Origin of the sequence: Acidovorax sp. 62 (assembly GCF_002754495.1) — a bacterium.
GTDB lineage: Bacteria > Pseudomonadota > Gammaproteobacteria > Burkholderiales > Burkholderiaceae_C > Acidovorax.
This window is the reverse complement of sequence record NZ_PEFJ01000001.1, coordinates 2,905,826-2,924,837: the sequence shown is the minus strand read 5'-3', so window position 1 is coordinate 2,924,837 and position 19,012 is coordinate 2,905,826. Positions and strand designations below refer to the sequence as shown.

The window sequence follows — 19,012 nt, the reverse complement described above, 5'->3', positions numbered from 1 at the left end:
ATCCCTCCTCTGCTGAACATTGGCTGCCTCACGGCAGCTCCGCACTCCCCATCCGCCCCAGAATCGTCCGCGTGCGCCCTGCCAGGTAGGCCGAGCCGGGCGTTTTCTCAAACCGCTTGGGCGCGGGCAGCATCACGGCCAGGCGGGCGGCGTCGGTGGGGGTGAGCTGGGCGGCGTTTTTGCGAAAGTAGTGTTGGGCGGCGGCCTCAGCGCCGAACACGCCTTCGCCCCATTCCACGTTGTTCAGGTAGATCTCGAGGATGCGCTCTTTGCTCAGCAGCTGCTCCAGCAGCAGGGTCAGCACAAACTCCTGGCCTTTGCGCAGCAGGGTGCGCTCGCCCGACAGCAGCAGGTTTTTGGCCAACTGCTGGGTGATGGTGGAGCCGCCACGGATTTTGGGGGCGCGCACGGGGCGGTCGGGGGTGCGGTTTTGGGCTTTGGCCACCTGGGCTTCGGCCTTGGCATTGCGTTCCCAGGCTTTTTCGATGGCGGTCCAGTCCACGCCTTCGTGGTTTACAAAACCATCGTCTTCCGAGGCAATGACGGCGCGCTTGAGGTGGTCGGAAATTTTGGCGTAGGGCACCCACTGCTGGCGCCAGGGGATGCTGCCTTTGCTGCTCAGCAGCGTCCAGGCTTCAGACCGCTCGAAGGTGGTGGACTCGGGGTTGACCACCGCCATGGCCGCAATGCGCAGCACAAAGAACAGTTGCAGGGCCACCAGTGCGATCAGCACCAGGCCCAGCCAGCGGGCCAGTGCCTTCATGGTTGCATGGCTCCAAAAGTGGGGCGCTGCTGATGGCTCTCCTTGAACCGTTCACGCTGAGCTGGTCGAAGCGCCGCGCAAGGCTCGGGCAGGCTCAGCCCGAACGGTCTATCCAGTTCATGCAAGTTCATGGCGATTCATGGCTCAGGCGGTCTGGCGCATTTCTTCCAGCACCTGGGCGGCGGGCGGGCGCACCCCGCGCCAAATGGCAAAGGCCTCGGCGGCTTGCTCTACCAGCATGCCCAGGCCGTCGCGTGCCGTGGCGCCGTGGGCGCTGGCCCAGTCCATGAAGCCTTGTGCGGCAGGGCCGTACATCATGTCGTAGGCCAGGCTGCCAGGGCGCAGCACGCTGGCGGCCACAGGCACTGCTTCACCGCTCAGGCTGCTGGCGGTGGCGTTGATGATGACATCAAAATCACCCTCTACCGCTTGTGGTGTAAGCGCTAGCAGCTCTGCTTTTTGTAGCAATGCCAGTGCGCCATGCGATGCCACTAGCGCCTCGGCCTTGGCCACGGTGCGGTTGGCAATGGTGATGTGGTGCACCCCGGCGTGCAGCAGGGGGCCCAGCACGCCTGCTGCGGCGCCACCCGCGCCCACCAGCAACACGCGGGCGCCTTGCAAGGGCACACCGGCGTTGCGGGTGATGTCGGCCACCAGGCCCAGGCCGTCGGTGTTGTCGGCGTGGATGCTGCCGTCGGCCTGAAAGCTGAGGGTGTTGGCCGCGCCTGCCAGGTGCACGCGTTCGCTGCACATGGTGGCGAGTTGGGGGGCTTCAAACTTGAACGGCACGGTGACATTGCAGCCCCGCCCGCCCTGGACTGCAAAGTGGCGCACGGCCTGGGCAAAGCCGTCCAGCGGCACCAGGCAGCGCTCGTAGTGGATGGCTTGGCCCGTCAGCTCGGCAAAGCGGGCGTGGATGGCGGGCGAGCGGCTGTGGGCGACGGGGTTGCCCATCACGCAGTACAGGTCGGCGGGGAGCGGCGAAGAGGTCATGGGAACAACAAGGGCTGCATGCAGGGGGCGGGGCAGAGGCTGAGGGTTTCTCTGCCTCTCAGGCCAGGGCCGCCGCGAAACTGGCTTGGCCAAGCCGCTGGCGGCGTCCCCCTTAGGGGAAGGCGCCGCAGGCGACTCAGGGGGGCTACCTCACACTCGTTTCCAGCGTCTGGTCGCGGGTGAACTTGAAGCGGGCGACCATGGCCACCTGGTCGGCCTTGGCTCGCATTTCGGGGGTGAAGTGGCCAAACGGGGCGGCCGAACGGGCGATGGCTTCGGCCCGGCGGTCCAGGGCGCCCTTGCCAGAGCCTTGCACCACTTCGGTGGAGAGCACGCGCCCGTCGTGGTTGACGGTGACGATCATGATCAGCTCGCCGTAGAGCTTTTTGCCGCCTTGCTCGGGGAAGTTCTCGGTGCCCTTGTCTTCCACCTTGCGGCGCAGCGCGTCGTAGTAGATGGCGTAGGCCTCTTCGCGCGTGGCGGGGCTGATGTAGCGCTTTTTGGGGCGCGAGTTTTCTTCGTTGATGCGCTTTTCAATCTCGGCCAGCAGCTTGACGAGCTGGCGGCGCTTTTCTTCTTGCGACATCTGCTCGCCGCTGTCGCTTTGCTTGCGCGGGTCGGGCTCGGGCATGGTGGCCAGCTGCTTGCGCAGTTGCGTGAGCAGCTGGGTTTGCTGCTCTTGCATCGCGTCCATCTTGCGCTGCATCTCTTCAAAGTCGTCGCCCACCGCCGTCAGGGCCGAGTAGGGCAGGGGGCTGGTGGCCCGGCCCTGGGCCGCTTCACCGCCGCCCGCCAGGTTGGACTGGGCGATGGCCTGGGCTTTTTCAGGCCGTTCGTTGGACTTGGCATTGACCAGGATGACTTCCAGCGGCGTGTCCTGGAACACGCGGTTGAAGCCCTCGGGGTCGATGAAGCGCACGGAGATGAGGGCCGCGTGCACGGCCACCGACACGCCCAGTGCAATCTGCAGCGTGCTGAAGGAGCGAAAGAGCGAGCGGAGGTTCACGGCGTTGGGTGGTCAGCGTTGGCGTTGGTGGGGGTGTCGGCCTCATTGACGTCCACGGCAATGGCGATGGGGCCAGCCACGGCTTCGTCGTCGCCGTCGTCTTCCAGGGGCGCATCATCGCTGGCATCGGCGGGGTCGTCCAGCCGCTCGAGCACGGTGCCGTGCAGGTCCAGCGTGATTTCGTCCACCTCGCCCAGCTTGACTTTCAGGCGCGCGCCGCGCGGCAGGTTTTGCGCGCCCAGCACCGGGAAGACCAGCGGAATGTCGTCGGCCCGCACCAGGAAGCTGCCGCCGGGGCCTTCCTTGAAGACGGTGGCGTTCAGCTCGGTGATGCCGTTTTGCTCGACGTATTTGAGCGTCCAGAAACGCTCCATGCCTGCCTGGTAGCCGTTGTAGGCGCTGTAGGCACCGTCAAAGCTGCTGATGATGGAGAACAGGTCCGCATCCTTGGGCTTGAACGGCGCTGCCAGCGCGGCCGTGGCGCCATGGCGCGCGCAGGCAATGATTTGCCACTGGTTGACCAGGTCGGTGTAGCGGCGCAGGGGCGATGTGGCCCACGAATAGGCTTTGACGCCAATGCCCGCGTGCGGCAGCGCCTTGGTGCCCATGCGCACCTTCACGCCCGGCGCCATGCTGGCCTGGCTGCGGTAGATGCCGGGCACGCCCAGCTCGGCCATCCAGCTGCCCCAGGTGCTGTTAGCCACGATCATGGCCTCGGCCACGATCAGATCGAGCGGCGCGCCGCGCTGGCGCACGCTGATCTGCACTTGCTCGTGGCCCGTGGGCTCGGCGCCGTTGTTGCCCACCAGGCGGAAGTTGTAGTCCGGCCGGTTGAAGTTCTCGGGCTTGCCGCGCACCACTTCGCGGCGGGCCTTGAGCTCTTTGGCCAGTCGGTGCAAAAAGGATAGCTGCGGGCGCAGGTCAGACAAGCGCTGCGGGTCGTTTTGGTGCTCAAACGCTGGGTTGCTGAGCCATTCTTCGGTCACCACACTGTCGAGCTGGTCGTGGCGCAGGTTGGCGGCCACGTGCACGCGCTCGAGCTTGGTCTCAGAGCCCTTGAACTCCAGCGTGGCCTCGTCGATGGTGACGTACAGCGACACGGCCGGGTTCGCGCGGCCTTCGTCCAGCGTGTAGGTTTGCACCACATCGTCGGGCAGCATGGTGATCTTGTAGCCGGGCATGTACACCGTGGACAGGCGCGCGCGGCCCAGCTGGTCAATGGCGCTGCCGGGTTGGATGGCCAGCCCGGGCGCGGCGATGTGGATGCCCAGCACCACGGTGCCGGTCCCTAGGCCCTGGACGGATAGCGCATCGTCGATTTCGGTGGTCTGCGAGTCGTCGATGGAATACGCCTGTGCGGTGGACAGCGGCAGTTCGTCCGCAATGGCCGGTGCCGTGACGGCCGGAAAGCCCGTGCCCTTGGGGAAGTTCTCGAACAAAAAGCGCTTCCAGTGGAACTGGTAGCTTGAATCGATGGCGCCAGCCTTTTGCAGCAGATCGAGCGGCGCGGTGTGCGTGGCGCGGCTGGCCTCGACCACGGCCTTGTATTCGGGCGCGTTCTTGTCGGGCTTGAACAGGATTTTGTAGAGTTGCTCGCGGATGGGCTGTGGGCATTCGCCCCGGCCCAGGGCCGCGGCCCACTCGTCGATTTGCGCCAGGAGGGCTTTTTTCTTTTCGATGGCGGCCAGCGCCTGCTGCAGGATCTCGGCTGAGGCCTTCTTGAACCGGCCCTTGCCCGCACGGCGGAAGTAGTGGGGCGCGTCGTACAAGCGGAACAGCGCGCCTGCCTGCTGGACCAGGGTGGCGTTCTCGGAAAAATAGTCGCGCGCCAGGTCGGCAAAGCCAAAGTCGTCCTCGGGCGCGAATTCCCAGGCCAAGTCCAGCTCAATGCTCTCGGCCACGGCTTGCGCCTGGGCGATCAGCTCGGACGGCGCGGGTTTTTCAAATCGCAAAAGGATGTTGGCGGCCTTGACCTTGACCCGCTTGCCCGAATCGAGCTCGACTTGGGCGGAGCTTTCCGCCTCGGACAGGATACGTCCGGCCATGAATTTGCCGGCTTCTTCAAACAGTGCATGCATCCGGGGATTCTCCCATGGGCGATCAGGTGCGCTGGTTACCGTTGGCTGCAAGGTTGTTTTTTGGCCGCGCAGCGGTGGGCGCCCTCCGTGTCACCTCATCTTGGTCGGCTTTGGGATTTTTGCTATTTATTTGATAGCTGCTTGCGCTTATCTAAAAAGCGCTAGAGGCCTATTTGGCATGGATTGTGCGGATCGCCACTATCATCCCCACCCTTCACCCCGTCTTTTCGGCCCCTGGCCCCATCTCCCGCGCGTTTTTCTGCGCGGCTTTAGCGCGTTCCCCGCCGATTTCGCGAACCCTTGCCGATGCCGTTCTCTGCTTTTGCAATGCCTTTGGGCGTGTTTGCCGTGCTGGCCGTAGCCCTGCCGTTTTTGTTTGCGGTGACGGCGCCGCCGTCGCCCAACTTCTGGCCGCTGGTGTTTGCCTGGGGTTGTGGTGGTGTGCTGGCGGTGGGGGCGCTGGTGCGGGGTGCCCAGGTGCAGACCCGTGCGCAGGGCGGCCGCCTGTACCGGCAGGCCGCCCTGGTTTTGGCCTGGGGCCTGCTGCTGGCGGCTGTGGTGGGTGGCGTGGTGGGCTTGCTGCAGTACCTGGGTGCAGAGCCCTGGGGCTCGCCGTGGATTCACCCCTCCAGCCCGGGGCAGGCGGTGGGCAACCTGCGCCAGCGCAACCAGCAGGCCACTCTGGTGGCCATGGGGGTGTGGGCGCTGTTGTGGCTGTGGGTGCGTACCGCGCAGGCCGCCCTGCGCTGGCTGGGGGTGTCTCTGGCGGCGCTGCTGCCGCTGCTGGCCTTGGCATCGGCGGCCACGGTGTCGCGCACCGGGGCGTTGCAGTGGGGCTTGATGGTGGTCTTGCTGTGCCTGTGGCGCGGCACGCCCGCCAGGCGCGCCTTGCCCGTGGCGCTGCTGGGCCTTGCGGTGTATGTGCTGGCGGCCTGGGCCTTGCCCCAGGTGCTGCTGCACCTGACCGGGGTGCAGGGCGAGGGGCTGTTTGCGCGCCTGGCAGGCGATGGGCGCCAGTGCGCCAGCCGCCAGGTGCTGTGGTCGAACATGCTGCACCTGATTTCGCTCAAGCCCTGGACGGGCTGGGGCTGGGGCGAGATGGGTTATGCCCACTATGTGACGCTGTTCCCGGACGAGCGCTTTTGCATGCTGCTGGACAACGCCCACAACCTGCCCCTGCACCTGGCCGTGGAACTGGGCCTGCCTGCCGCACTGCTGCTGTGCGTGGGGGGCGCCACGGTGGTGGCCCGTGCGCGTCCCTGGCGCGAGACCGACCCCGTGCGCCAACTGGCCTGGGGCCTGCTGGCCCTGGTGGGTGCGCACAGCTTGCTTGAATATCCGCTGTGGTACGGCCCCTTCCAGGTGGCGACGGTGTTTGCGCTGCTGTTGCTGCTGGGGCGCTGCGGCGGGGGCTGGGCGCGGAGGGGTTGGTGTCCAGGGCGGTGGCTGTGGCGCCTGGGGGTGTTGGCCTGCCTGGTGGGTGTGGGCTTGCTGGCCACGGCGGCCTACCAGTACCGCACCGTGAGCCAGCTCTACAAACCCGCGGACCAGCGCCCGGCAGCCCTGCGCGATGTGCGCGCCGTGCCCGTGCCTTCGGGCACCCTGTTCCCGGACCAGGTGCGCTTTGCCTGGCTCACTACGCATGCGCTGACGGCGGCCAACGCCCCACAGATGCATGCCGCAGCACTGGCGTTGCTGCATTTTTCGCCCGAACCCCGGGTGGTCGAGAAACTCATCGCCAGTGCCCAGGCCCTGGGGCGCGACGATGAGGTGGCCTTCCATGTGCAGCGCTACCGCATCGCCTACCCGGCAGACCATGCGCGCTGGCTGGCCTCTGAGTCCGCGCGGGCGGCCGCCGATGGCGCTGAAGACATCACAGAGGAACGGGAGCCCGGGGCCAGCGCTGCCCCTTGAGCAAGCGCGAAGTCCCCCTAAGCCAGGGCCAGAAAGCGGGTGATGCGGGGCAGGTGGTCTTCAAAGTCGCTCAGCGCATGCTCGCCGCCCTCCAGCAGGCACAGCTTGGCCTGGGGGTAGCGGGCTGTCATTTCGCGCCAGTCCAGCACCTCGTCGCCCTTGGCAATGATGGCCAGCTCGGGCGCCCGGGCGGGCTGGCCGCGCAGGTCCAGCGCTTGCAACTCGGCAATGTATTCCGGGAGAAAGTAAAACCGCTCCTCGGGGTTTTGCCAGGTGGTTTGCTCGCCGATGTAGCGCGCCAGGTCCCGGGCTGGGTCCACGGCGGGGTTCAGCATCACACTGGGGCAGCCCGCATGCTGGGCCACCCAGCTGGCGTAAAACCCGCCCAGTGACGATCCGATCACGCCCATCGCCTCCCGAGGCCACTGGGCAATACCCTGTACCACCAACGCCATCGCCGCCTGGGGCGATGGCGGCAGCTGGGGGCACCAAAAGGTGACCGCTGGATGGTGGCGCGCCACATGGGCCGCCATCTGGCGTGCCTTGGCTGAGGCGGGTGAAGAACGAAAGCCGTGCAAGTACAGGAGGTGGGTGGTGGTCATGGAGGCACGCAAGGGGCGGACGGCATGGGGCAGGGGAATCACTGCTTTTGGCGGGGTGGCTCAGGCATAAGATGTGCAGCACAAGGTGCGCTGCGCCGTGCAGTGCCTTGTTTTGCTACCTGCACCATGACCGATTTTGCCCCGCTTTCCGCAGCCAGACGATGGGCGCTCGGATCAGGCGACAAGCCTCCTGCCTCACTGGGCCGGTTTGAGTTAAAGACGCAACTGGGCCGCGGTGCCCAGGCCACGGTGTGGCTGGCGGTGGACCCGCGCCTGCAGCGCGAGGTGGCCATCAAGCTCATGCGCCCCTTGCAGGACCAGGACCCCTCCGTGCTGGAGCCGTGGCTGCGCGAGGCGCGCCATGTGGGGCGCCTGGCCCACCCCAATATCGTTCCGGTGTTCGAGGCCGATGTGCAGGGCCTGCAGCCCTACATCGTGTTTGAGTATGTGCCCGGCCGCACGCTGGCCGCGCACCTGGCCCAGCAAGGGCGTTGCACGCCGCACGATGCCGTGGCGTTCATGCTGGAGGTGCTGGATGGCCTGCAAGCGGCGCACCAGGCGGGCATCGTGCACCGCGACCTCAAGCCCTCCAACATCATGGTCGATGTCCATCGCCATGCCCGGGTGATGGATTTTGGGGTGGCGGCGCCGGTGCAGGGTGCGTCCGATCCGCAGCAGATCAGCGGCACACCTGCCTACATGGCCCCGGAAGCCGTCGAAGGCGCCGCGCCCACCCCGGCCATGGATGTGTATTCCGCCGCGTTGGTGCTGATTGAACTGCTCACGGGCAAACCCCTTATTCACCAGACGGACCCTTGGCAGGCGCTGTACCGCGTGGCCCATGAAGACCTGGCGCTGCCTGACGACCTGGGGCCGGGCGTGGACGACGGCCTGCGGGCCATTTTGCAGCGCGGCATGGCGCGCCGACCCAGCGAGCGGTATGCGTCAGCGGCCGAGTTTCGCGATGCGCTGCGCGCCTGGGCTGCCCCAGCGAGCGCCCCCACGGCGGCGAGCAATGCCACGCTGGATTTTTTGCTGCGGCGCATGCGCCACAAAAGCGATTTCCCTGCGCTGTCGGATTCGGTGGCGCGCATCCAGCGCGTGGCCAACTCGGAAGACGACAGCATCAGCGACCTGACCCACGAAATCCTGAAAGACGTGGCGCTGACCAACAAGCTGCTGCGTCTGGTCAACAGCGTGCACTACGCCCACGCCAGCCGGGGCACCATCAGCACGGTGTCGCGTGCGGTGAGCCTGGTGGGCTTCAATGCCGTGCGCAACATGGCCCTGAGCCTGGTGCTGCTGGACCACATGCAGGACAAGGCCCACGCCAGCCAGATGCGTGAAGAGTTTTTGCGCGCCATGATGGCCGGGTCGGTGGCGGCGGAGCTGTGCAGCACCAGCCAGGCCGCCGAGGAGGCCTTCATTGGCGCCATGTTCCAGAACCTGGGACGCATGCTGTGCGAGTTTTACTTTCCCGAAGAGGCCCGGCAGGTGCGCAGCCTGGTGGCCTCGGGGCGGATGGAGGGCGGCGAGGAGTCGGCCGCTTTGCAGGTGCTGGGGCTGGGGTTTGAGGACCTGGGCGTGGGGGTCGCCCGTGTCTGGGGGTTGCCTGAGAGCCTGAAGCGTTGCATGCGCAAGCCGCTGGGTTCGCCCACGCAGCGCGCCCCCGAGCAAGGGGTGGAGCGCTTGCGCTGGGCGGCCATGGCCGCCAACGAGGTGGCCAGTGCGCTGCTGTTCAGTGAACCTGCCCAACTGGAGGCGCAGTTGGCGCAGGTCGGCACCCGCTACGCGCGCACGCTGGCCTTGTCGGCCGAGGCGATTGCAGAGGCCACCCTGCGTGCGCGCCACAAACTGGTGGCATTGGCCCAGGCGCTGGACTTGCGGGTGGAGCCAGGATCGCCTGCGGCCCGGTTGCTCAAGCTCCCCCTGGCGGCTGGTGCCGTGGTGGCGCCTGATGACGCTATCAGGTCCCATGAGCTCAAGGCCAGCGAGAGCCAGCCCCTGCCTGCCGTGCTGGCATCCCAGGCCGGTGGCGCGGTGTCGGTGGCGCAGGTCAATGAAGTGCTGGCCGCAGGCATTCAGGACATCACCAATGCCATGGTGGACAGCTTTCAGCTCAACGATGTGCTGCGCATGATCTTGGAGACCATGTTCCGCGCGCTGGGTTTTCGGCGCATGGTGTTTTGCCTGCGCGACGCCAAGACGGAGGTGCTGACGGGTCGGTTTGGTCTGGGCGAAGGCAGCGAGGTGGCCGTGCGCGCCATGAAGGTGCCGCTCAAGACCCCGGGCGACCTGTTTGCGGCCGTGTGCCTGCGCGGCGCCGATACGCTCATCAACGACGCCACGGAGCCGCGCATGCAGGCACGCCTGCCGCAGTGGTACCTGGGCGGCATCAACGCGCCTTCGTTCTTGTTGCTGCCGCTGCAGATCAAGGGGCAGACTTTTGCACTCATTTACGCCGACCAGTCTGCGGTGGGCGGCATTGTGGTGGATGACAAGGCCCTGGGTTTGCTGCGCACACTGCGCAACCAGGCGGTGATGGCCTTTCGGCAAGCGGGCTGAGGTCAGGCAGCCCGATAATCGCGGGATGGCCGCCGTTTTTGAAAAGACCTCGCTCTCGCAGCGCGTACTGCCCCTGTTCAGGGGGTTTGACCTGCCCTTGCTCCTTGTGGTGCTGATGCTGGCGTGCGCCGGGTTGGTGGCCATGTACTCCTCGGGTTACGACCACGGCACGCGGTTTGCAGACCATGGGCGCAACATGCTGATCGCCGCCACTCTCTTGTTTTTGGTGGCACAGGTGCCGCCCCAAAAGATCATGGTCTTTGCCGTGCCGCTTTATGCCGCAGGCGTGGCGCTGCTGTTTGCTGTGGCACTGTTTGGCATTACCAAGAAGGGGGCGACCCGCTGGTTGAGCATCGGCGTCACGCAAATCCAGCCCAGCGAGATTTTGAAAATCGCCATGCCCTTGATGCTGGCCTGGTGGTTCCAGAAGCGCGAGGGGCAATTGCGCCCGCTGGACTTTGCTGCCGCCGGGCTGCTGCTGGCCATACCCGTGGGCCTGATCATGAAGCAGCCAGACCTGGGCACCTCGCTGCTGGTGCTGGCGGCGGGGCTGTCGGTGATCTTTTTTGCGGGCTTGTCCTGGAAGCTGGTGCTGCCCCCCGTGGTGTTGGGCGGCATTGGCATCGCGCTCATCGTGTGGTTTGAGCCGCAACTGTGCGCCGATGGGGTGCGCTGGCCCGTGCTGCACGACTACCAGCAACAGCGCATCTGCACCCTGCTGGACCCCACCCGCGACCCGCTGGGCAAGGGCTTTCACATCATCCAAGGCATGATCGCCATCGGCTCCGGCGGCATCACCGGCAAGGGCTTCATGGCGGGCACGCAGACGCACCTGGAGTTCATCCCCGAGCGCACCACCGACTTCATCTTTGCCGCCTATTCCGAAGAGTTTGGTCTGGCCGGCAACCTGTTTCTGGTCGTGTGCTTTTTGATGCTGGTCTGGCGTGGGCTGTACATCGCCCTGGGCGCCACCACCCTGTTTGGCCGCCTCATGGCCGGGGCGGTGTCGATGATTTTCTTCACCTACGCCTTTGTGAACATGGGCATGGTCAGTGGCATCTTGCCCGTGGTGGGGGTGCCGCTGCCGTTCGTCAGCTATGGCGGCACAGCCATGGTCACGCTGGGGCTGGCGCTGGGGATTTTGATGTCGGTGGCACGGGCGCAGCGCCAGGAGCCAGAGAAGGCGCGCACGCCGCTGTAGCGTTCACTCACTTTGCCTGTGGCCCCTGCGCAGAGCCCGCCACGGCGTAGGGACAAGGGTCCCCACCCTTGCCGGACGGGGGGGCTGCGGTTAAAAACCGGGCTGTTGGTTTTCACATCCCCTGGAGGTGTTTCCGATGGCAGCGAAGTTTGAGCTCAAGAAGACGACCAATGACAAGTTCGTTTTCAACCTGCTGGCCTCCAATGGCCAGGTGATTTTGACCAGCGAGACCTATGACTCGCACGCGGGTGCCCTGCAGGGCATCGAGTCGGTCAAGAAGCATGCCCCGAACGACACCCGCTACGGTCGGCTGTGTGCCCGCAACGGTGCCCCTTATTTCACCCTCAAGGCGGCCAATGGCCAGGTGATTGGCCAAAGCCAGATGTACGCGGGCGCCAAGGCCCGTGATGCCGGGATTGAGGCAGTGCAAAGCCACGCGCTGGCGGCCAGCCTGCATGACCTGACGGCGCCATAGGCTCTGGCTATCCGCTGGGGGCCTGTTTCCCCCTTGTGCCGCGCGGGCGGGGCGGGGCGCCTAAAATGCAGCGATGACCTTTCGCTCCTCTACTGCTGCGCCCCAGCGTGCCGCCACCACCCAACGCATCGATGTCGCCCGTGAACTGCTCCTGACGCCCTTTGGGCTGGACGAAGGGCACCTGGCGCGTGCTCTGGCAGAAATCCGCGCCCACCAGGTGGACGACGCGGACCTGTACTTCCAGTACACCCGCAGCGAAGGCTGGAGCCTGGAAGAGGGGATCGTGAAAACCGGCTCCTTCAGCATCGACCAGGGCGTGGGCGTGCGCGCCGTCAGTGGCGAGAAAACCGCGTTTGCGTATTCCGACGATATTTCTGAAGCCTCGCTGCTGGACGCTGCGCGCACGGTGCGCTCGATCTCGTCAGCGGCGCAGGGTGGCCGGGTGCGCGTGCCCGCAAAGAAGATTGCTACCAGCCGCAGCCTCTACCAGGGCGTGGACCCGATTGCCTCGCTGGACAGCACCGCCAAGGTGGCCCTGCTGGAGCGCCTGGAGCAGCGCGCCCGCGCCAAAGACCCACGCGTGGCCCAGGTCATGGCCGGGCTGGCCAGTGAATACGACGTGGTGCTGGTGGCCCGTGCCGACGGCACCCTGGCGGCCGATGTGCGCCCGCTGGTGCGCCTGTCGATCACGGTGATTGCCGAGCAAAACGGCCGCCGCGAAGTGGGATCGGCCGGTGGCGGTGGCCGCTTTGGCCTGGCGTATTTCGACGACGCCTTGCTGGGCAAGTATGTGGACGAGGCTGTGAACGCAGCCTTGGTGAATCTGGAGTCGCGCCCCGCACCGGCGGGCGAAATGACCGTGGTGCTGGGTTCGGGCTGGCCTGGCATTTTGCTGCACGAGGCCGTAGGACATGGCCTGGAAGGGGACTTCAACCGCAAGGGCTCCAGCGCCTTCAGCGGCCGCATTGGCCAGCGCGTGGCCGCCAAGGGCGTGACGGTGCTGGACGACGGCACCATTGCCGACCGCCGTGGTTCGCTGAACGTGGACGATGAGGGCAACCCCAGCCAGCGCAATGTGCTGATCGAGGATGGTATCTTGAAGGGCTACATCCAGGATTCGCTCAATGCCCGCCTCATGGGTGTGGCCCCCACGGGCAATGGCCGCCGCGAAAGCTACGCCCACATTCCCATGCCCCGCATGACCAACACCTACATGCTGGGTGGCGACAAGGACCCGCAGGAAATCATTGCCAGCATCAAGAAGGGGCTGTACTCCAGCAACTTTGGTGGCGGCCAGGTGGACATCACTTCGGGCAAGTTTGTGTTCTCTGCCAGCGAAGCCTACTGGGTGGAAAACGGCAAGATCCAGTACCCCGTCAAAGGCGCCACCATCGTGGGCAGCGGCCCTGAGTCGCTCAAGAAGGTGACCATGATCGGCAACGACATGCGCCTGGACAGCGGCGTAGGCACCTGCGGCAAGGAAGGCCAGAGCGTGCCCGTGGGCGTGGGCCAGCCCACCCTGCGCATCGAAGGCCTGACGGTGGGCGGCACCGCCTGATGTGATGGCGGCGTGACCCCAGTGCGGGCTTAAAAACCTGTTCAAAGTAGCTTGCTCTGGGGGGCGTGTGTTGGTTGCGCGCCTTGGCGAGTGGGTAAACCTCTCCACAGATGCCACCGCCCAGCGCAAAATGGTTGCATGCCCGCGTCGCGCACCCTTTTGCCGCAAAGTCTCCAGTCGTTCGGGGACATCAGCCGCTTTTTGCGCGAAGGGGTGGCCGACGAAGACTCCCGCCAGCTGCGCGACAGCCTGGGCCATTTGTCGGGGCTGATTGAAGACGCCGTGCGCACACGGCGCACCAGCACCGATACCGAGGCCATTCAGCGCACAGCGGGGGCCTTGTTTCAGGGGGCTCGCGAGCACCAGTTGCTACTGACGGGGCTGGGCTCTGCTTGGCATGGCTTGTACGAATTCACCGCCTACCAGCGTGCCCTGTGGGAGCTGCGCACCGCCATCGCCGCCTGGAAGGAGGCGCTGGAGCAGCGCCACGCCAGCGAGGCGATCTGCTTCGACAAATTCGAGCTGCTGGCCTGGCGCACCCTGGGCGAGGCGCTGCTGTTGATCGACATGTATGAGTGCGATGGGCGCGTGGAAACGCCCACGGAGCAGAGTTCCGCACGCCCACCGCCTTCTTGGTGGCAGCGTGCGCGCCGCTGGTTGGGGCGGGGCCGCTGAACGGCGGTGGGGTGCTTTGCGCGCCGCTCAGCGCGCCAAAATCCGAATTCCAGTCGCTTGGTGGTAACCCTTGGCTGCGCAATTTTGTGTGGCTTTTTGGGCCCCGCTTTGCGCAACGGGCTTGCGGAACCACCCGGGGGCTGTGCTACATTGATCGACATGCAAGTTCGCAGCGCGTTTTATTTTTGGTTTTTTATCTCGGTCCTAGGCGGATGAGAGGAAAACGCGCAAGCAACTAAAACACCTCCCCATACCAACCGCCGCAGCTGCAAAGCCCGGCGGTTTTTGTTTTTTCAGCCCCCTGTTTTTCACCCTTTCAATCCACACGAGGAAGCCAACATGAGCGTGCAAGCCAACCCCACCAGCGATGCCTGGTACCGCAGCGTCGACAAAACCAGCCAGACCGACGACGAACGTATCAAGGACATCACCGTGTTGCCTCCTCCAGAGCATCTGATCCGCTTTTTCCCCATCAGCAATACGCCGGTGGAAGGGCTCATCAGCCAGACCCGCAAGAACATCCACAACATCATGGCTGGCCAGGACGACCGCCTGCTGGTCATCATTGGCCCTTGCTCCATCCACGACCCTGTGGCCGCGCTCGACTACGCCCGCCGCCTGAAGGTGGTGCGTGAGCAGTACAAGGACACGCTGGAGATTGTGATGCGCGTGTACTTCGAAAAGCCTCGCACCACCGTGGGCTGGAAGGGCTTGATCAACGACCCCTACCTCGATGAAACCTACCGCATCGACGAAGGCCTGCGCATTGCGCGCCAGTTGCTCATCGACATCAACCGCCTGGGCATGCCTGCGGGCAGCGAGTTCCTGGATGTGATCTCGCCCCAGTACATCGGTGACCTCATCAGCTGGGGCGCCATTGGTGCCCGCACCACTGAAAGCCAGGTGCACCGCGAGCTGGCCTCGGGCATCTCGGCACCCATTGGCTTCAAGAACGGCACGGACGGCAACATCCGCATCGCCACCGACGCCATCCAATCGGCCAGCCGGGGCCACCACTTCCTGTCGGTGCACAAGAATGGCCAGGTGGCCATCGTCAACACCAATGGCAACAAGGACTGCCACGTCATCCTGCGCGGCGGCAAGACGCCCAACTACGACGCCGCCAGTGTGGCCGTGGCCTGCAAGGACCTGGAAGCCGCCAAACTGCCCGCCACGCTGATGGTGGACTGCAGCCACGCCAACAGCAGCAAGCAGCACGAGCGTCAGCTCGATGTGGCGCGCGACATTGGTGGCCAGATCGCCAGCGGCTCGCGCAGCGTGTTCGGCGTGATGATCGAAAGCCACATCAATGCCGGTGCGCAAAAGTTCACCCCCGGCAAGGACGATGCTTGCGCGCTGGAATACGGCAAGAGCATCACCGACGCCTGCCTGGGCTGGGACGACTCGCTGGCCGCGTTGGCCGACCTGTCGGCCGCCGTGCAGGCGCGCCGCGCACGCTGAGATGGGGGCAGGGTGGCGTTGTGTGGAGGGCTGCTGTGTCAGGGAAAAGACCCAGGCAGCGGCCCCGGCGCAGCGTGTAAGCTCTGTTGACGGAGAGTGCCTGAAAGCGGCCGGGCACGCGCAGTCCGGCCGCTTTTTCAAGGGCTCTTTGAACCAGTTTTCACCCTCCCGACGCATTCAAGAAGAGGTACCCCATGCACAGTGAAGTATCGGTCCGCCTGGCGGCAGACCAGGAGTTTCGTTTTGACCTGGCAGGCGCCGAGCCCATGGCCCACGAGGCTGGGCGCCTGTGGCTGGACGAGCAATTCACCGCGCTCGACTGCGAACCCCTGCGTGCCAGTGGCAAAGTGCTGCTGGCCGACAAAGTGTTGACGGTGGCGCAGGCCGCAGGTGCCAGCTTGCTGTCGCAGCCTGACTGGGGCCAGCGGTTTGCACGCGCTGCCAGTGCCGCACTGGCCCGCCCCATTGTGCGGGTGGACGTGCCCGCCATGGCCGTGACCTATTGAGTCGGCCTACCCATGCAGACTCTGCCCATGAGGTGGCAGGGCATTTGAAAGAAAAATAGCTTCTAGCGCACTATCTATAAGCGCTAGAAGCTATTGTTTTTATAGCGCGTGACATGCGCTGATCGAGCGGGCAGTGGGGAGAATCCTTAACCCCTCAGCGATTCCAGCAGGCGCGCGTGGATGCCGCCGAAGCCGCCATTGCTCATGCACACGATGTGATCGCCCGGGCGGGCTGCTTGGGTGACTTGCGTGACCAGCGTGGCAATGTCTGGCGCGGTTTGGGCGCGCTGGCCGGGGCCTACGCCCAGCGGGGCGAGGGCGGCGGCGGCATCCCAGTCCAGCCCGGCGGTGTGGCAAAACGCCAGGTCGGCAGGCTCCAGCGCCCAGGGCAGTTGGCTTTTCATGGCGCCCAGCTTCATGGTGTTGCTGCGGGGCTCGAACACGGCCAGGATGCGTGCCTCAGGGCTCAGGCTGCGGCGCAGCCCGTCCAGTGTGGTGCGCAGGGCCGTGGGGTGGTGGGCAAAGTCGTCGTACACGGCAATGCCGCGCACCGTGCCGCGCAGCTCCATGCGCCGCTTGACGTTCTCAAACTGGCCCAGGGCCGCAGCGGCCACTGCGGGCGCCACCCCCACATCGTGCGCCGCTGCAATGGCAGCCAGGGCGTTGAGCTGGTTGTGCACGCCGGTCAGCGCCCACTCCACCCGCGCCACCTTGGCGCCTTGGTGCAGCACATCAAAAGCCTGCGGGTTGCCCTCGGCGCTGAAGTCGCTCACGGTGGCTCCAAAGCTGCTCACCTGGCTCCAGCAGCCAGTGTTCAGCACGCGGGTCAGGCTTTCTTCCAGCCCATTGGCCACCACGCGGCCCGAAGGCGGCACGGTGCGCACCAGGTGGTGGAACTGGCGCTCGATGGCGGCCAAGTCATCAAAAATGTCGGCGTGGTCAAACTCCAGGTTGTTCAGTACCGCCGTGCGGGGGCGGTAGTGCACAAACTTGCTGCGCTTGTCGAAGAAGGCGGTGTCGTACTCGTCGGCCTCGATCACGAACAGTGGGCGTTGGCCTTGCGCGCCCGGGCCGGGCTGAGGGCGCTGGCTGGCGCCCAGCCGGGCCGAGATGCCGAAGTTCAGCGGCACCCCGCCGATCAGGAAGCCAGGCTGCAATCCGGCGCTTTCCAGAATCCACGAGAGCATGGAGGTGGTCGTGGTCTTGCCATGCGTGCCCGCCACGGCCAGCACATGGCGGCTTTGCAGCACATGCTCGGCCAGCCATTGGGGGCCGCTGGTGTAAGGCAGTCCCGCATCCAAAATGGCTTCCATCAGCGGAAACTTCGGGCTGCCATCGGCCAGCCGGGCGCGGCTGACCACGTTGCCCACCACAAACATGTCGGGCTGCAGCGCAAGCTGGTCGGCGCCAAAGCCTTCGATCAGCTCAATGCCCAGGGCGCGCAGCTGGTCGCTCATGGGGGGGTAGACCCCGGCATCGCAGCCCGTGACCTTGTGCCCTGCCTCGCGGGCCAGCGCCGCCAGGCCGCCCATGAAGGTTCCGCAAATTCCGAGTATGTGTATGTGCATGGCCGGGGATTCTAATGAGGGCCTGCAGGGCTCTGGGGTCGGGTCGGTGCTCAGGCCAAGAGTCCGCACCCCTGCGGTGCCGATGTCCCTCTGAAGAGGTAGCAGGGGCGCGGAAATCTGCAGGGGGCGTTGCACCCCCTGCGGTTATCAGGCCTGGGTGTAGGCCGTCTTGACGGTGGTGTAGAACTCGGCAGCGTAGCGGCCTTGCTCGCGCGAGCCGTAGCTGCTGCCCTTGCGGCCACCAAACGGCACGTGGTAGTCCACCCCGGCGGTGGGCAGGTTCACCATCACCATGCCCGCTTGGGCGTGGCGCTTGAAGTGCGTGGCGTGCTTGAGGCTGGTGGTGGCAATGCCGCTGGCCAGGCCAAAAGGCGTGTCGTTGGCCAAGGCCAGGGCCTCGTCGTAGCCCTTGACGCGCTGCACGCTCACCACGGGGCCAAAGATTTCTTCGCGGTTGATGCGCATCTCGGGTGTGGTTTCGGTGAACAGGGCGGGGCGCAGGTAGTAGCCCGGGGCGCCGTCGGCGTTGGTGGCCAGGGCTTCGCCGCCGTGCAGCTTGGCGCCCTCCTTTTGACCGATGGCGATGTACTCCAGGTCTTGCGCCAGCTGGCGGTCGTCCACCACAGGGCCGATGTCGGTGCCAGCCTTGCGGGCATCGTCCACCTTCAGGGTCTTCATCTTCTCGACCATGGCGGCCACGAAGCGGTCATGGATGCCTTCGGTCACGATCACGCGGCTGCTGGCGGTGCAGCGCTGGCCGGTGGAGAAGAAGCCGCTGTTCAGCGCAGCGCCCACGGCCACGTTCAGGTCGGCATCGTCCAGCACCACAAAGGGGTTCTTGCCGCCCATCTCCAGTTGCACCTTGGCACCGCGGCCCACACAGGCAGCGGCCACGCGCTGGCCGGTGCCGACGGAGCCGGTGAAGCTCACGCCTGCGATGCGCTCGTCTTCAAGCAGCACGGCACCCACTTCAGAGCCACGGCCCATCACCAGGTTGAATACGCCTGCGGGCAGGCCCGCGCGGTGCAGGATGTCGGCCAGCGCCCAGGCCGAGCCAGGCACCACTTCAGCGGGCTTGAACACCACGGTGTTGCCGTAGGCCAGGGCCGGGGCAATCTTCCACGCAGGGATGGCGATGGGGAAGTTCCAGGGGGTGATCAGGCCGATCACGCCCAGGGGCTCGCGGGTGATTTCCACGCCCACGCCAGGGCGCACTGAGGGCAGCACCTCGCCACCGGGGCGCAGGGCCTCACCGGCGAAGAACTTGAAGATGGCCGCAGCGCGGCCCACTTCGCCAATGGCTTCGGGCAAGGTCTTGCCTTCCTCACGGGCCAGCAGGTCGCCCAGCTCGGCCTTGCGGGCGATGATTTCGTTGCCGACAGCGTCCAGGATGTCAAAGCGCTGCTGGGGCGTGGAAAGGCTCCAGGCCGGGAACGCGGCGTGCGCGGCGGCCACGGCTTCCAGAGCCTGCTCGCGGCTGGCGACGGCGTAGTCGCCGATCACGTCGCGGGTGTCAGACGGGTTGGTGTTTTGGTAGGTGCGGACGCCTTCGATCCATTGGCCGCCGATGAGGTTTTGTTTCATGGTCACTTGGGTGGGTTGGTGAGAAGAAAAAGGGAAGAGGCGTTTGATAGCGTTGAGTGGCTT

15 protein-coding genes are annotated in these 19,012 nt (G+C 65.7%); 8 read left to right on the top strand and 7 right to left on the bottom strand.

Annotation, left to right across the window (positions count from 1 at the left end; genetic code table 11):
* Positions 1–28: 28 nt before the first annotated feature.
* The 4 genes from mtgA to CLU86_RS13110 all read right to left on the bottom strand — a co-directional run bounded on the left by mtgA (position 29) and on the right by CLU86_RS13110 (position 4,840).
* Positions 29–763, bottom strand: a complete 735-nt coding sequence (gene mtgA / locus CLU86_RS13125) for a monofunctional biosynthetic peptidoglycan transglycosylase (RefSeq protein WP_099656484.1) — start codon at positions 761–763, stop codon at positions 29–31.
* 144 nt (positions 764–907) lie between these two features.
* On the bottom strand, positions 908–1,756 hold the full coding sequence (aroE, locus tag CLU86_RS13120; RefSeq protein ID WP_099741905.1) for a shikimate dehydrogenase: 849 nt from the start codon (positions 1,754–1,756) through the stop codon (positions 908–910).
* Between the two features lie 145 nt (positions 1,757–1,901).
* Complete coding sequence (locus CLU86_RS13115) at positions 1,902–2,762, bottom strand: energy transducer TonB (RefSeq protein WP_099656482.1); 861 nt, start codon at positions 2,760–2,762, stop codon at positions 1,902–1,904.
* Positions 2,759–4,840 carry a ribonuclease catalytic domain-containing protein gene (locus CLU86_RS13110; protein WP_099741904.1) on the bottom strand — a complete coding sequence of 694 codons (2,082 nt, stop codon included), beginning with the start codon at positions 4,838–4,840 and terminating at the stop codon, positions 2,759–2,761. Before CLU86_RS13110 ends, CLU86_RS13115 begins: the two co-directional genes overlap by 4 nt.
* 327 nt (positions 4,841–5,167) lie before the next feature.
* Between CLU86_RS13110 and CLU86_RS13105 the strand changes: the two genes are divergently transcribed.
* On the top strand, positions 5,168–6,754 hold the full coding sequence (locus tag CLU86_RS13105; protein ID WP_233194991.1) for a Wzy polymerase domain-containing protein: 1,587 nt from the start codon (positions 5,168–5,170) through the stop codon (positions 6,752–6,754).
* A gap of 17 nt (positions 6,755–6,771) precedes the next feature.
* Here the strand turns inward: CLU86_RS13105 and CLU86_RS13100 are convergent, their stop codons facing one another.
* On the bottom strand, positions 6,772–7,356 hold the full coding sequence (locus CLU86_RS13100; RefSeq protein WP_099743553.1) for a YqiA/YcfP family alpha/beta fold hydrolase: 585 nt from the start codon (positions 7,354–7,356) through the stop codon (positions 6,772–6,774).
* A 126-nt stretch (positions 7,357–7,482) separates the two neighbouring features.
* On the opposite strand from CLU86_RS13100, the gene CLU86_RS13095 reads away from it, so the two are divergent.
* From CLU86_RS13095 to CLU86_RS13065, 7 genes are all read left to right on the top strand, one after another.
* Entirely contained in the window at positions 7,483–9,921 is a 2,439-nt protein-coding gene (locus CLU86_RS13095) for a serine/threonine protein kinase (protein ID WP_099741902.1), read from the top strand.
* A gap of 25 nt (positions 9,922–9,946) precedes the next feature.
* Positions 9,947–11,122, top strand: a complete 1,176-nt coding sequence (gene rodA / locus CLU86_RS13090; protein WP_099741901.1) for a rod shape-determining protein RodA — start codon at positions 9,947–9,949, stop codon at positions 11,120–11,122.
* A gap of 136 nt (positions 11,123–11,258) precedes the next feature.
* Positions 11,259–11,597 (top strand): YegP family protein, encoded by a 339-nt coding sequence (locus CLU86_RS13085; RefSeq protein WP_099656476.1) that lies wholly within the window; start codon positions 11,259–11,261, stop codon positions 11,595–11,597.
* A 73-nt stretch (positions 11,598–11,670) separates the two neighbouring features.
* Entirely contained in the window at positions 11,671–13,155 is a 1,485-nt protein-coding gene (tldD, locus tag CLU86_RS13080) for a metalloprotease TldD (protein WP_099741900.1), read from the top strand.
* A gap of 138 nt (positions 13,156–13,293) precedes the next feature.
* Positions 13,294–13,830, top strand: coding sequence for a hypothetical protein (locus tag CLU86_RS13075; RefSeq protein WP_099741899.1), 537 nt, complete (start codon positions 13,294–13,296; stop codon positions 13,828–13,830).
* A gap of 339 nt (positions 13,831–14,169) precedes the next feature.
* The gene (locus tag CLU86_RS13070; protein WP_099656473.1) at positions 14,170–15,291 is read left to right on the top strand and encodes a 3-deoxy-7-phosphoheptulonate synthase; all 1,122 of its coding nucleotides are present in this window, start codon (positions 14,170–14,172) and stop codon (positions 15,289–15,291) included.
* A gap of 194 nt (positions 15,292–15,485) precedes the next feature.
* Complete coding sequence (locus CLU86_RS13065) at positions 15,486–15,797, top strand: hypothetical protein (RefSeq protein ID WP_099656472.1); 312 nt, start codon at positions 15,486–15,488, stop codon at positions 15,795–15,797.
* A gap of 146 nt (positions 15,798–15,943) precedes the next feature.
* On the opposite strand, the gene mpl is transcribed toward CLU86_RS13065, so the two are convergent.
* Together mpl and CLU86_RS13055 are read right to left on the bottom strand one after the other, a co-directional pair.
* Positions 15,944–17,365 (bottom strand): UDP-N-acetylmuramate:L-alanyl-gamma-D-glutamyl-meso-diaminopimelate ligase, encoded by a 1,422-nt coding sequence (mpl, locus tag CLU86_RS13060; RefSeq protein ID WP_099741898.1) that lies wholly within the window; start codon positions 17,363–17,365, stop codon positions 15,944–15,946.
* A 147-nt stretch (positions 17,366–17,512) separates the two neighbouring features.
* Positions 17,513–18,949, bottom strand: a complete 1,437-nt coding sequence (locus CLU86_RS13055; protein WP_099741897.1) for an aldehyde dehydrogenase family protein — start codon at positions 18,947–18,949, stop codon at positions 17,513–17,515.
* Positions 18,950–19,012 lie beyond the last annotated feature (63 nt).

Bases quoted from the DNA above. Each gene is read 5' to 3' on its own strand.
- mtgA (WP_099656484.1), bottom strand. From the start codon at position 763: ATGAAGGCACTGGCCCGCTGGCTGGGCCTGGTGCTGATCGCACTGGTG.
- aroE (WP_099741905.1), bottom strand. From the start codon at position 1,756: ATGACCTCTTCGCCGCTCCCCGCCGACCTGTACTGCGTGATGGGCAAC.
- CLU86_RS13110 (WP_099741904.1), bottom strand. From the start codon at position 4,840: ATGCATGCACTGTTTGAAGAAGCCGGCAAATTCATGGCCGGACGTATC.
- CLU86_RS13105 (WP_233194991.1), top strand. From the start codon at position 5,168: ATGCCTTTGGGCGTGTTTGCCGTGCTGGCCGTAGCCCTGCCGTTTTTG.
- CLU86_RS13100 (WP_099743553.1), bottom strand. From the start codon at position 7,356: ATGACCACCACCCACCTCCTGTACTTGCACGGCTTTCGTTCTTCACCC.
- CLU86_RS13095 (WP_099741902.1), top strand. From the start codon at position 7,483: ATGACCGATTTTGCCCCGCTTTCCGCAGCCAGACGATGGGCGCTCGGA.
- rodA (WP_099741901.1), top strand. From the start codon at position 9,947: ATGGCCGCCGTTTTTGAAAAGACCTCGCTCTCGCAGCGCGTACTGCCC.
- CLU86_RS13085 (WP_099656476.1), top strand. From the start codon at position 11,259: ATGGCAGCGAAGTTTGAGCTCAAGAAGACGACCAATGACAAGTTCGTT.
- tldD (WP_099741900.1), top strand. From the start codon at position 11,671: ATGACCTTTCGCTCCTCTACTGCTGCGCCCCAGCGTGCCGCCACCACC.
- CLU86_RS13075 (WP_099741899.1), top strand. From the start codon at position 13,294: ATGCCCGCGTCGCGCACCCTTTTGCCGCAAAGTCTCCAGTCGTTCGGG.
- CLU86_RS13070 (WP_099656473.1), top strand. From the start codon at position 14,170: ATGAGCGTGCAAGCCAACCCCACCAGCGATGCCTGGTACCGCAGCGTC.
- CLU86_RS13065 (WP_099656472.1), top strand. From the start codon at position 15,486: ATGCACAGTGAAGTATCGGTCCGCCTGGCGGCAGACCAGGAGTTTCGT.
- mpl (WP_099741898.1), bottom strand. From the start codon at position 17,365: ATGCACATACACATACTCGGAATTTGCGGAACCTTCATGGGCGGCCTG.
- CLU86_RS13055 (WP_099741897.1), bottom strand. From the start codon at position 18,949: ATGAAACAAAACCTCATCGGCGGCCAATGGATCGAAGGCGTCCGCACC.